The organism is Nocardia sp. NPDC059154 (assembly GCF_042755705.1).
GTDB lineage: Bacteria > Actinomycetota > Actinomycetes > Mycobacteriales > Mycobacteriaceae > Nocardia.
Map to the genome: position 1 here is coordinate 80,724 of NZ_JBHZCS010000023.1, position 12,803 is coordinate 93,526.

Genomic DNA, 12,803 nt, shown 5'->3' on the forward strand with positions numbered 1-12,803 from the left:
AAGTGACCAAACTGATGCCGGAACCCGAATTCTGTTGTGCTGTTGAGGTATTTCAGACTGGCGTGATCTCCGAGATCAGCCATTGGCCGCCGGTATGTGTCATGGTCACGCGGACCCGACTGCCATCCAGGCGTGGCCCCTGATATTTACCGCTGTTGGTTTCTTGGTTCACGAACAGCAGCAGGTCGACTTTGTCGGTTGTGGCCGAAACCACCGAGCTTTCGACCACCTTCGCCTTGGTGACAATCGAATCCCGGTGTGCCGCAGGGATGATGACGCTCGAACTGAGTTTGGCGAAGTCGTCGCGGAAGGATCCGGTGAGGTTATCGGTAACCTTCGGAAAATCGGTATCGATGGAGTTGAAGTCGTAGGACAACACTGCGGGAAGCCTCGATTGCGCAGCGTCGCGAGCAGCCTGCGCCGAGGCGGCGGTTGCCCTGTGCTCCGAAATACTGTTGCCGAGCAGGACCATCGTCAGCAACGCCGCAGACAAGAGTAATGCCAGCACAACGGCATTGAAGATGGTAGCCCGTTTACCGAGGGAGGCAAGTCGCAGAAACCATCGGCGCGGACCACCTCGGTTCGCCGGGGTCGGTGTTTTCTCGTCGGTTGCGGTGTCGACAGCGTCCGCGACATCGTGGTCCGCGTTGGGCTCCTCGGTGTCGGCTGCGGGATCGGTGGTGCTGATGGTCATGCGACGAACTCCACGTTCGAGACGAGCCAACGGCCGTCGGTATTGTCGAGGGTCATCTTCATGCGGTAGACCCGCTGCTGACCCTCGGGAGCTTCGGTGTTCTTGACCGTGGACGTGACCGCGGTCAGCACGGTGGCGTGGTCGGCATCGATCGAAACGACGCCCGCTTCCTTGACCGTGCCGGTGGATTCGACCTTGCCGTTCTGCAGAACGTTCACGAAATTCGCAGAGATCTTGTCCCACTGGTCCCGGAACGATCCAGTCGAATCCGCCGCGATGGTGTCGAGATTCTGCTTCGCCGAATCGTGGTTGAGCGTGACCAGCTGGACTGCGATACGGCGGGCCGATTCGAGAGCCGAATGCTGACGGTCGTCGTCATGATGGTCGTGATCAACGTCCAAACCGAGCTTCACGTTCACCGCGCCCAGGGCCAGGACGGTGACCGCTGCGGCGATCATCGCCCCTGCTCGCCACCTCGCCCCGGGACTGATCGGGGAGTCGGTCCGCTCGGACTCCTGTTCGGACTCCACCGCGGCTATTTGATCAGTAGTGCTTGCCATCCCTGGTACTCCTCTCTATGGGTGGCCGGCTGGACAAGTTGTCCCAGTACGTAGGCGACACCGTCCGGTCCTCTGAAGGTTCCGTCCTGCTCGGCGTACGGAGCGACGACAGCCGCGGGCGCAGAAACCGGTGGTGCCGACGGTGGCAGGTTGTCAGCAGGCGGCGGCGCGACGGGCTCCGCGTGGGGCGGAACCGCTGCGGGGGTTGGATCGCCAGGATGCGCAAGCATTTCCGGCCATGTCGAGGGCAGACCCTGCGGACAGTTCGCCACCTCGGCAGTGCGAACCGAGGGATCCGTCGCACAGGGGAGATTGCGGGCACCACGAATGACTTTCGGGTCGTCCGGAGAGATCTTGCAGTAGGTGTTCCCCGCTACCGGCGCAGGCCCAGTATCCGAGGGGTCGCGACGCTGATTGGCTTGATAGCCCTCCGTGCATGGTGGCGAGTTGTCGGTGTTGCCGAGTTTCACGTCGAGTGGTGCCTGCGGCGCCATGGTGTCACCGTTGGTCTGGAATCCACCGCCGACGATGCTGTAGTTCACAGCAGTCGCCAAAGCCGGGTACACGACGAGGATCTGACGCAGCCCCGGAACATTGACCTTCAACACCTGCCCTCCGGTCTGCAGATCCGCGAGCAACACAGGAATCGGGGTACTGAGATCGGCCAGGGTCCCCGACACCATATCGGCGGTGGACGGCCCCTGATCCAGGAGCGCACGCACCTGCGCGTCGTTCATCGACAACTGCGTAGTAAAGGACGCCAGATCGTGCGTTGCGGAGCGTATTTCGGTCCGCACCGCGTTTCCGGTGCGAAGCAGGGGTTCCGCGTCGTCGAGCAGCGTAACGGTGGGGCCGACATCTGCTTGTGCGAGGTCGAGGAGCTTGGCCGACGATTGAATGAGAGATGCCAGCTCAGGCCCAGTGCCATTGACGGCCTGGAAAGTCTCGTCGATGGCCGTTCGCAGCGTCTGCGTGGATACGCTCTGCAACAGAGCCTGTGTCTTGTCGAGGACCTGCCCGGTCGGCACCGGCACGCTGGTCTTCGACAGCGGAATGGAGCTGCCGTTGGTGAGATAGGGCTTCCTATCGTCGGCGGGAATCAGATCGACGTATTGCTCACCGATCGCGGATACGCTCTTGATTGCGGCCGCGGATCCGGCTGGAATGTCGCGGCCGTCGCGGAGTTGCAGACTGACCCGGACCGTCTGACCGCTCAGGTCGATGCCGGTCACTCGCCCGACCTCGACACCCCGGTAGGTGACAACCGCGTTCTCGTAGAGCCCGCCCGAGTCTGCGAAATCCGCTGTCACCGTATAGGTTCCGATACCGGTGAGACGTTGGATGCCGATGTAGTGGATGAGACCGTACACAAGACTGACAACTGCCAGAATCGCGAAAACCGACAGCTGAACCTTGACCAAACGGGTTTTCATCGTTGTCCTCCGTTCGGGTCTCCGGCACCAGCACCCGGTACATCGCCTGGCGCGGGCTCGGTCGGTGCTGTGAGTGGGTTGACCGCGCGGTTGGACATCGGCGCCAGCCGGTTGAGCGGAATGCTGCTGATGATCTTGTTCTGGATGCCCTGAACACTGAGATCAAGAGTGAGGAACAGGTTGACGTAATCACCCTTGATTGCCCTGTCCGCCACCGTGACCGGGAACGGGAACGTGGTGGCCAGCAGCAGCGACCCCGCAAGGTCCGAGCCGGCCGCCGCGAGCTGGGTCAGGGTCGGCTGCAAGTTGTGCAGATCGGCCGTGAGGTCGTCGCGGCTGCTCGTGAGCACCCGTTCCGCCTGTGCACCGAGCTTTCCGACGCTGTCGAGCATGGTTGTGAGCTGGGTCTTCTGTTCATCGACCACCGCGAGCGCCGGCTGGATCTCTTCGATCCCCTTGCCCAGGGTGTCCTTTTGCACAGCAAGCTCTTTCGCGAAGGAATCCAAGCTGCCGATGGCCCGGACGATATTGTCGCGCTGAGTGTCGAGCCCGTTCACGAAGGTGGCAAGCCGCGCGAAGGACTGATTGATCGCGCCCTCACGACCGCCGAACGCATCGTTGAGTTCCGTCATGATGGTCCGAATCTGTTCCAGCCCACTGCCATTGAGAACCAGCGACAACGCAGCCAGTACATCCTCGGTCGCGGGGTACTCCGAAGTTGCGGAAAGCGGGATCACATCACCCGCCCTCAGCGGCCGGGCGGGCACACCATCCTTCGGCGACGTCAGTTCCAAATACTGAGCGCCGAGGACGCTCGTCTGCGCGAGCCGGGCGGTGACATTCGCGGGCAGGCGAACGCTCTTGTCGATCTCGACCGTGATCTCCGCGATGTAGTCGTGGACGGCGATCGAGGTGATCGTGCCGACAGTGACGTTGTCGGCCTTCACCAGCGAGTTGGCAACGAGGTTCTGTGTGTCACGCAGTTCAACCCGCACGGTGTAAGAACCGTGGTGAATCGCGATGCCCGGCAACGGTATCGAGTTGGGACCGTCGAAGCGGCAGCCAGCCGTCACCAGTGCGCTCAACGCCAGAATCACGCCGGCTCGAAGCCATGGAGAAGATTTCATCGTCCGGCTCCGGGGATGAGGAGATCGGTCAGTCCAGGGATGGGCGGCAGGCCGGGGAGGCCCGGGATACCGACCGACGGATTGGTCGCCGATGGCACGTTTCCGCCCATCGCAGCGCGCGCAGCGGCGCCGAAGAGATCGCCGAATTGCGTACTCGCCCGAGAGCATTCCTGCTGCGGAGCATCGACGGTGGTGAGGAGGGCACAGATCAGCGACATGGGATCCGGGAAGTCCGGGATATTCAGGTTGCCGGTCATCGACCTCGACGCCGGGTCGTAGATGTTGTAGAGGTCGACCAGTGCGGTTGGCACGTTGTGCAGGATCTGGGCGATATCGTCTTCACGGTTCACCAGCAAAGACGTGATCCGGATCAGCGAGGACACATCGGTATTCAGGGCGGTGCGGTTGTCGGCCACAAAACTGCGCAGCTCGGGCAGCATCGCCTGCATCGACTGCAGAGCCGCGTCGAGCTCAGTGCGGTTGTCGTTCAACAAGTTCGACACGCCGGCGAGCTGTCCGACGAAATTGCGTACCTGAACGTCGTTGGCTTCCAGAGCCGAAATCACCGTTTGCAGGTTGCGCACGGTCGCGAACAGGTCCGGCCCACCGTCGGCAAGCGTCTGCATCGCCTTCGACAGGTTTACCAGCGTGTCTTTCAGTGTCGCGCCATTTCCTCCGAGAGCCTTGGCAGTGGCGTCGGTGAACCGGCCGAAGGTTCCGGTGGGGTCACCGGGCTTCGGGGCCAGCTGCGTTGCCAAGTCGGTGACCTGCTTCTTGATCTCGTCGTACTCGACGGGAACAGCAGTCCGCTCCAGTGGAATCACCGCGCCGTTACGGAGTTCGGGTTCGGAACCCTTTCTCGGAGTGAGTTGGACGTAGCGTCCGGATACCAACGTGGGAGCCACGATCACGGCCTGGGTGTCGGCACTCACCGGATGTGCCGCATCGAAATGCATGGAGACACGGACACGGTCACCCGCCGGGCTGACTTCGTCGATCTCACCGACCGGCACCCCCCGCAGTGCGACGCGGTCGCCTGCGTACAGACCAACCGAGCTGGTGAAGTACGCGGTCACCCGCACCGTTCCGGCCCGGCTCAGCCAGAATGTCACGCCGCTGGCGATCAGCGCCGCTACGAGAAGGACGGCGAGGATCCGTCCCGGCACCGGGACGCGGGACCAGCCCGTCCGCAGCGAAGCCATCACTTTCCTCCTCCGGGACTGCCAGGCTGCTGACCATTGAGGTTGGCGGGGGCAATATTGTGCAGCAGGACGCCGAAGAACGGTCCACTGCCGACGACCTCGCCCACCTGGCTCACGAACGGCCGCAAGCCTGAGATCGCGGCATTGATATTGTCGTAGTTGGTGTTCAGCAGCCCGAGAATCCGGTCGAGCTCGGCCAGCATCGGCGCGAACGCTTGTTTGTTGTCTCGGACCAGTCCATGCAGTTGATCGCTGACCGCTTGCACGTTGACCAGTAGCGAACGGATCATCGTCGCGCGATCGTTGAGGGAAGCGAAAAGGGAGCCGCCGTCCGTCATCAGCGCGGTGAGGTTCCGATTGCGCTGAGCGAGAATGCCAGTCACCGACTGGGTCTGATCGAGCAGGTCCCGCACCGCACTGTCGCGTGAGGCGATCGTCTGCGACAACCGCGACACCCCATCGAGCGAGGAGCGCAAATTCGGCGGCAGGTTGTCGAGAACCTTCGATACCTCGTCGACGGCATCGGCGAGTTGTTTCTTGTCGGTGTCGGCCAATCGGCTGGTGAGCTGGTTCACGGATTGAGTGAGGTCATAGCCGGAGGTGGTGTGGTCCACGCGAATTCGGCCGCCGATATTGCCGTCACCATCGGGGCGGAGCTCGACGTACCGGCGCCCCAGCGCTGTCTCCACCTTGATCGCGGCGGTTGTCCTGGTGCCGAGGTGCTGCCCGTGGGCGTCGAACTGCAGCGCGACATCGACATGATCACCGCCGAGTGCGATGCGGTCGACCTTGCCTACCTTGATGCCTGAGATCTGCACGGCGTCACCGGCGTTCAACCCGCTGGCATCGGCGAATTCGGCAACGATCGTCGTCCGGCCCGGCCAGCCCGGAATCTTGTCGTAGTTGAACACCCCGACGAGCAGAGCGACGACGACGCCGGTTCCTATCAGCCCGAGACGGACGGGATTACGTTCGGAGAATGTCTTCATAGCACTATCCCTTGCACCTTGCAGCGGGAGCGGTGAACATCGGTGTGTCCTGATAGCCGCTGTTTCCAACCGCCGGATAGCGGATGGCGAGGCCACAGACGAAGAAGTTCACGAAGCTGCCGTAACCGGTGATGCGCCCGAGCAGGCTGAAGGTGTTCGGCAACTTCGCCAGTAGCAGCGACAAGGTATCGGAGTTGGTGTTGAGATTTCCTGCCAGTTGCTGCAGCTGTGCTACATCGGCGCTCACAGCCGGCCGATTGTCCTGCAAAACCTGCGCGACCTCGGCTGTGCCGGCATCGATCTGCTCCAAACCCCGTGTGAGAGTGTCACGATCGTTGTTCAGTCCGGTGACAACTTGTTGCAGGCCGACAACCAGTCCGTCGAACTGCTGGCCGTGCTGATGAATCACGGAGAGTGCGGCACCCAGATTATCGATCGTTTCGCCGATGATCTGGTCGCGGTCGGCCAGCGTATTGCCCAGGTCACCGATCTGTTCGATCAGGGCAGCAATATTCTGCTCCTGACCGTTGAGCACAGCGATCAGCGAGGCCGAGAGCTTGTTCGTCTGGTCCGGATCCAGGCCTTGCAGCAGGGGCTTGAACCCATTGACGAGGCTGTCGATATCGAGCGCAGGTGTGGTTTGGGTGACCGGAATCGGCTCACCTCCGGACCGCGCACCGGAACCGTCGCGCTTGACGGTCATCTCGAGGAACCGGTCACCAATCAGGTTCTTGTACCTGATGGCCGCCGTAGAACTATTGAGGATCTGGACATCGCGGTCGACGGTGAATTCCACCTCAACAAGATGGTTCGAGGCGAAATCTACCGATTTCACCTTTCCTACAGGCACACCGGCAACCTTCACATCGTCACCTGACTTCATACCCGACGCCGAGGTGAACAAAGCGCGGTAGGTGTACGTGGGAACAAAGCGCAAGTCGCCCACGACGATGACCAGCATGGCCGAGATCACGGAGGTGATCGCAATAAAGATCACCAGTTTGATTCCAGCGTGCGGGGCGGTCATCGTGTCAGTCCGTAAATCAAGGCGGCGAAGGGGTTGCCGAGCAGGTCCTCCGGTCCGCGGATCGGACCGTAAACTGTTGTGCCAACGTTGAAGTCGGCGTGCCCAACCGGCGGGCTGCTCTGCGTGTATGGGTATCCGTAGCAACCGGGTGAATTGTCGGCACCGTTCACGGGCAAATCCTTCGGATATGAGTAGGGAGCGTCGCCCAGCAACGTGGTGCCCAAGACATTCAGTCCGGGCCGGCCGCCTCCGAATGCGCGTTCGAGCAGCTGGCGATCCTGATTGAGGGCCGACAGGAAGCATGGGAAGGAGGGCGACTGCTCGGCGAACACTCGCACAACCGGATCCAGCGCCTGGACGGCGCCGATGAACGGCGTCGAAGACGCATCCAGGAATGTGGCGCCGGTTCCGCCGAACTTGGTGAAGGACAGGAGGAACGCGCTCAGGCTCGCCTGCTTCTCGACGATGGTGTTACTCGTCGTCGTCAGATTCTGCACAGTTGCCATGAAGTCAGGAGTGGCGGCCGCGAAGGTATCGAGGTTGTCGGCAAGCAGTGGGATGTCGCGCTGCAGTACAGGAATCGAATCGTTGAACTGCGAGAGATAGCGATCGGTGGTCACCATCAGGTCGCCGAAACGGGTACCATGCCCGTCCAGTGCGGTCCCGAGGGCGGTCAGAGTGGCGTTCAGTTTTTGCGGCTCAATGGTTTTCAGGACCGTGAGCAATGCCTGGAAGACATCGTTGATCTCGACTGGGACCTTGGCGCCGTCGATCACCGATCCCGCCCTGAGGGTGCTCGCGGCAGGCTGATCAGGCCACACGAGGGTCACGAACTTCCGCCCGAACAGGGTGGTGGGTGCGATCTCGGCACCCACATTGGATGGAATCCCTTGTGCCCGACCAGGATTCATGTCAAGAGTCAGCTTTGCGCGATCGTTGTCGAACTCGACGGCACGGACCCGCCCGACAACAACGCCGTGCACCTTGACATCAGACCCGGGTACCAGCAGTAGGCCGGCCCGGTCCGCGTACAGATAGACGGGCGTGCTCGAGACGAATTCTCCACTGCAGGAGGCGATTGCGCCTGTCCATGCCAGGACGAACGCGATCAGAGCGCTGATGCCGAGCAGCAATGCGCGGCGACGGGAAACCTCGATCGTCATCCGGACACCCGCACCGTCGAGTGGATACCGCCGTAGACGGCGACGCCGATGATCAAATCGACGATCATGATCGCGATCAGCGAGGTCCGCACCGCCCGTCCCACCGCGACTCCGACACCGGCGGGACCGCCCGAGGCGTGGTAGCCGTAGTAGCAGTGCACGGACATGATCACGACCGAGAACACGATGACCTTCACCAGTGACCACAGCACATCGCTCGGCACGAGAAAGACATTGAAGTAATGCTGGTATGTACCCGGTGACTGCCCGGCGAGCACCACACTGACGAATTGGGTCGATGCATATCCCATGAACAAGGCGATGCCATACAGAGGCACGATGGCGGTCAAGCCTGCCAGAATCCGGGTCGTCACCAGATAGGGCACGGCCGGAATCGACATCACTTCGAGCGCGTCGATCTCCTCACTGACTCGCATGGCACCCAGTTGCGCGGTGAAACCCGCGCCGACAGTAGCCGTCAACGCGACCCCCGCCACCACCGGAATAGCTTCGCGAGTATTGAAGAATGCGGAGATGAAACCGGACATCGCCTCGACACCGACCCGCCCGAGCGAGCTACTGCCTTGCTGACCGACCTCGTAACCGGCTGCCGCGGTGAGGAATCCGACGATGACAACGGTGCCGCCGATCACCGCGAGCGCGCCGCTTCCGAGACTTACCTCGGCGATGATACGTACGACCTCACCGCGATAACGGCGTAGTGTGCGGGGAATCCAGCCGATGCCGTGCAGATGAAATGACAGCTGATCGCCGAGTTCGCCGATCGCATCGACGGGACGCACTGCCGCTCTCGCAGCCCTACGTCCCCACGACTTCTGCTGTAACAGCTCGAGAACTCCCGGCTGATTTCTGATCGTGCTCATTTCCGTATCCGTTTCAACGAAGCCACAGCGTGGTGATGATGGAGTTGGCCAGGAACAGCAGGACGAAGCTGAAGACAACCGTCTGATTGACCGCGTCCCCGACGCCTTTCGGCCCGCCCTTGGCACGCAAACCCAGGTGACACGCGACCAGACCGGCCAACAGACCGAAGACGCCGGCCTTGAGCTCGCTCACGAGCAGATCCGGTATCCCGGTCAGAATGGGGATCGCCGTGATGAACTGCCCCGGCGTCGCACCCTGGAGATAGACCGCGTACAGGTAGCCGCCGGTCAGACCCACAGCTGTCACCAGCCCGTTGAGAAACAACGCAACGGTCGTGGAGGCGAGAATGCGCGGGACGACCAGCCGCTGTATCGGATCGATGCCCAGCACACGCATCGCATCGATCTCCTCTCGAATGGTGCGAGCACCCAGATCCGCGCAGATCGCTGTCGCACCAGCACCCGCCACTACCAAAACTGTTGCAACAGGACCGATCTCACGAATCACGGCAATGCCGGCACCGGCGCCGGACAAGTCGATGGCGCCGATTTCGTTGAGCAGCACATTGAGCTGAAAGATCACCATCACGCAGAAGGGGATGGCGATCAGCAAGGTCGGCACGATCGAGACGCTCGCGATGAACCAGGTCTGATGAATGAACTCACGCACCTGAAACGGCCGACGCGGCAGCATCCGCAGGGTATCCAGCGCGGTCGCGAAGAACTCCCCCAGCACGCGTGAGGCGCCCGTGGCCGCCTCCATGATCTTGCCCCGGCGCGCCTGCGACGAAACCCCGCCAGCGGTGTCCACCATTATCGAACCTTCCGCGCATCTGAAATCCATTGATCGACAAGGGAGCCGACCCTGGGACGCCCCGAGCCGCTTCACTCGATACCCGGCCGATTAGCTACATGCGAGCGCACAGGCTCTTCTGATCCGAGAGACGTCCATCCAGGGCCATGTGCCCTGCATCACACGCGGAAGCATAACATAACTCATCTCACATTCAAGTCCGGAGGCCGGCCATCCGCGCACCCCGTGCAGAGCCGCAGAAAACCTGTCGCGCCGCGCATAAATTGGTCGAATGACCCACTAGCCAGGGATGTTCGAGCCTCAGCTGCGATGACGAGTCGATTCAGCAAACAATGAGAATCCATGCCGCAGCCCTCCCAGGGCGCAGCAGTGGGCTTCCTGCAAATGATCGACCGCAGCCGAAATCGGATATGCGAAGCGAACATATTTCCCGCCACACCATGTTTGCCAATGAGCTGCTGTACCCAGCAAATACCTCGGCTCCGGCACATCGGCCGATGTACCGGAGCCGAGGTATTGCCTTGGCCCAGAGCTGGTTTCGGTCAGGAAACGATCAAGTCCTCACGACCGTCGGCGCGAAGACGCTCGAGGTAGAGAGGGAACAACCGGCTCGACAGCGGAGCCAGCTTCAGCAACAGTCCCAACGAACCCTCGATCTTGATCTGCCCCCTCGCGAGGGCGACAGGCAGACTAACCTTTCCCTGCCAGTACCGATTGGCCGTTTCCGCCGTCATCGCCATTTCCGCATCCAGAGGCGCGTCGGCAGCATATCCGTACACCTTGTTGTTGACGGTGTCGATCACCAGGGCACAATCCGGCTCCGTGCAACGGACGCCGAGAACTAGGCCAGTACTGGTCAACCTAGGGCCCAGGTCTGGATCCGCGAACGCGGCCTCGAAAATCCCGCCGACATACCGATACAGGTCGTCTTCAGTCTTGAATGCAGTCACGGTTTCTCCCTGGCAATCTGATATTTCCCGCCGACATGGCGAGGTTCGTTGGTTCCACCAACTGTCACTCACCGAGCCCACGAACCCCCAGCCGCGGGCGAGTCGCGAGCCCGGCACGCACAGCCGACCCCTCAACGCCCGCGGCGATCCAGGTTCCCCGGCGAGATCGACGCGCCGTCGACACAACGGGGCGTGGCATAGCCGATTCCGCGATCACGGCGAGCTCTTGCGACGACGCCACCGGCAAGCCGATGGCCGCCGAAGCGTAACATAAACAATCTTAGGTTTGGAGCATTGCACACAACACTCCCTCATACATAAGCTAGTTTATCTTTGGTCACATCCAGTGCAGTATGAGGAGACCTCCGTGTACATGACACAAGCCCTTCATCGATCGGCGGCGCATACACCCGACCAGCCCGCGACCATCTGTGGCGAACGGGTACGTACGTTCAGCGAGCATGTCGACCGCGTGGCCCGCCTCGCCGGCGGCTTGCGCGGGCTGGGAGTCCGAGCCGGCGACCGGGTGGGCATTCTGTCACTGAACACCGACCGCTACATCGAGGCCTTGTTCGCGATCCCGTGGGCAGACGCGGTGCTCAACCCCGTAAATACCCGGTGGAGCGCTGCCGAGATCGCCTACTCCCTACAGGATTCCGAGACCAAGGTTCTCATCGTCGACGATGTGTTCGTCTCGATCGTGCCCCAGCTGCGAGAGCTGGCACCGGGCTTGACCACTGTTGTTCACGCCGGCGACAACCCGACACCAGACGGTCTCGTCGGCTACGAACGACTCATCGTTGAATCCGAGCGCATCCCGGACGCGCGCCGTTCCGGAGACAGCCTGGCCGGCGTGTTCTATACGGGAGGAACAACTGGGGCACCCAAGGGAGTCATGCTTACCCACACCAATCTCCTGGCCGCCGCATTCGGAGGCCTGGCCTGGCGCAATAACATCCTGCACTCCAACAGCCCGCGAGCTTTGCACGTGGCGCCGATGTTCCACCTGGCCGATTTTGCCTTCCTGATGATGACCACGATCATCGGCGGTACAAACATCGCATTGCCGACCTTCATCCCTGACAAGGTCGCCGCGACCATCGAGCAGCACAGGGTCACAGACACGGTACTCGTGCCGACAATGATTCAGATGCTCGTCGACAATCCCGCGATCGAGTGCCACGACCTGAGTTCGCTGCGGTCACTCATCTACGGCGCCTCCCCCATCTCCCCCGCACTGCTGAGCCGAGCAACGAAGGCGTTTCCCGATGCTGACTTCTTCCAGGTCTACGGAATGACGGAACTCGCTGCGGCGGCGACGATGCTCCAGGCATCCGACCACCACGACCCGGACCGACGCCGCTCCGCTGGACGGGCGATGCCGAGTTCGGAAATTCGCATCGTCGACGAATCCGATGGCGAGGTATCCGTTGGCACGGTCGGAGAAATCACGGTGCGGGGAGGCCAGGTGATGCCTGGGTACTGGCGGAAGCCCGCCGAGACCGCCGCGGCCCTTCGTAACGGCTGGTTGCACACCGGTGATGCCGGTTATCTCGACAGCGAGGGATATCTGTATATCGTCGACCGTTTCAAGGACATGATCATCAGCGGCGGCGAGAACGTGTATTCCACCGAGGTCGAAAACGCACTTGCCCAGCATCCAGCCGTGGCGGCGTCGGCCGTGATCGGGATACCGGACACCCAGTGGGGTGAGACCGTGCACGCCGTAGTCGTGCTGAAGCCACACTGGTCGGTCACGACCGACGAACTGCAAGGTCACGTCAAGTCACTGATCGCCGGCTACAAGGTTCCCCGGTCCATCGATTTCGTCACTGAGCTGCCCGTGTCCGGCGCCGGCAAGATCCTCAAGCGAGCGCTGAGGGAGGCTTACGAGACGAACCGCGAATCTCGATAGAGCCGCGGAACAGCAGCGTCGCTGATGGCCATCGCCCATCAGCGC

Annotated in this window: 12 protein-coding genes; 1 reads left to right on the forward strand and 11 read right to left on the reverse strand. The window is 61.8% G+C overall.

Translation table 11 applies throughout. From position 1 onward, the window contains the following. Positions 1–52: 52 nt before the first annotated feature. From ACFXN1_RS21040 to ACFXN1_RS21090, 11 genes are all read right to left on the reverse strand, one after another. Positions 53–694, reverse strand: coding sequence for a hypothetical protein (locus tag ACFXN1_RS21040; RefSeq protein ID WP_379446137.1), 642 nt, complete (start codon positions 692–694; stop codon positions 53–55). Then, positions 691–1,254, reverse strand: coding sequence for a hypothetical protein (locus ACFXN1_RS21045; protein WP_379446136.1), 564 nt, complete (start codon positions 1,252–1,254; stop codon positions 691–693). Before ACFXN1_RS21045 ends, ACFXN1_RS21040 begins: the two co-directional genes overlap by 4 nt. After that, positions 1,230–2,687, reverse strand: a complete 1,458-nt coding sequence (locus tag ACFXN1_RS21050) for an MCE family protein (RefSeq protein ID WP_379446135.1) — start codon at positions 2,685–2,687, stop codon at positions 1,230–1,232. The genes ACFXN1_RS21045 and ACFXN1_RS21050 overlap by 25 nt, the downstream gene beginning before the upstream one ends. Continuing rightward, positions 2,684–3,814 carry an MCE family protein gene (locus tag ACFXN1_RS21055; protein WP_379446134.1) on the reverse strand — a complete coding sequence of 377 codons (1,131 nt, stop codon included), beginning with the start codon at positions 3,812–3,814 and terminating at the stop codon, positions 2,684–2,686. The genes ACFXN1_RS21050 and ACFXN1_RS21055 overlap by 4 nt, the downstream gene beginning before the upstream one ends. Further along, entirely contained in the window at positions 3,811–5,016 is a 1,206-nt protein-coding gene (locus ACFXN1_RS21060) for an MCE family protein (protein ID WP_379446133.1), read from the reverse strand. The genes ACFXN1_RS21055 and ACFXN1_RS21060 overlap by 4 nt, the downstream gene beginning before the upstream one ends. Beyond that, positions 5,016–6,101 carry an MCE family protein gene (locus ACFXN1_RS21065; RefSeq protein ID WP_379446132.1) on the reverse strand — a complete coding sequence of 362 codons (1,086 nt, stop codon included), beginning with the start codon at positions 6,099–6,101 and terminating at the stop codon, positions 5,016–5,018. Before ACFXN1_RS21065 ends, ACFXN1_RS21060 begins: the two co-directional genes overlap by 1 nt. Continuing rightward, positions 6,010–7,032: an MCE family protein gene (locus ACFXN1_RS21070; protein WP_379446130.1), complete on the reverse strand. Its 1,023-nt coding sequence runs from the start codon at positions 7,030–7,032 to the stop codon at positions 6,010–6,012. The genes ACFXN1_RS21065 and ACFXN1_RS21070 overlap by 92 nt, the downstream gene beginning before the upstream one ends. Next, positions 7,029–8,195, reverse strand: a complete 1,167-nt coding sequence (locus tag ACFXN1_RS21075; RefSeq protein ID WP_379446129.1) for an MCE family protein — start codon at positions 8,193–8,195, stop codon at positions 7,029–7,031. The genes ACFXN1_RS21070 and ACFXN1_RS21075 overlap by 4 nt, the downstream gene beginning before the upstream one ends. After that, positions 8,192–9,079 carry an MlaE family ABC transporter permease gene (locus tag ACFXN1_RS21080; protein WP_379446128.1) on the reverse strand — a complete coding sequence of 296 codons (888 nt, stop codon included), beginning with the start codon at positions 9,077–9,079 and terminating at the stop codon, positions 8,192–8,194. Before ACFXN1_RS21080 ends, ACFXN1_RS21075 begins: the two co-directional genes overlap by 4 nt. 13 nt (positions 9,080–9,092) lie before the next feature. Next, complete coding sequence (locus ACFXN1_RS21085; RefSeq protein WP_379446138.1) at positions 9,093–9,773, reverse strand: MlaE family ABC transporter permease; 681 nt, start codon at positions 9,771–9,773, stop codon at positions 9,093–9,095. Between the two features lie 662 nt (positions 9,774–10,435). Continuing rightward, positions 10,436–10,843, reverse strand: a complete 408-nt coding sequence (locus ACFXN1_RS21090; protein ID WP_379442272.1) for an SCP2 sterol-binding domain-containing protein — start codon at positions 10,841–10,843, stop codon at positions 10,436–10,438. 367 nt (positions 10,844–11,210) lie between these two features. Here ACFXN1_RS21090 and ACFXN1_RS21095 point away from each other — a divergent pair, with 367 nt between their 5' ends. Then, positions 11,211–12,758: a long-chain fatty acid--CoA ligase gene (locus tag ACFXN1_RS21095; RefSeq protein ID WP_379442273.1), complete on the forward strand. Its 1,548-nt coding sequence runs from the start codon at positions 11,211–11,213 to the stop codon at positions 12,756–12,758. The last annotated feature ends 45 nt before the right edge of the window (positions 12,759–12,803 follow it).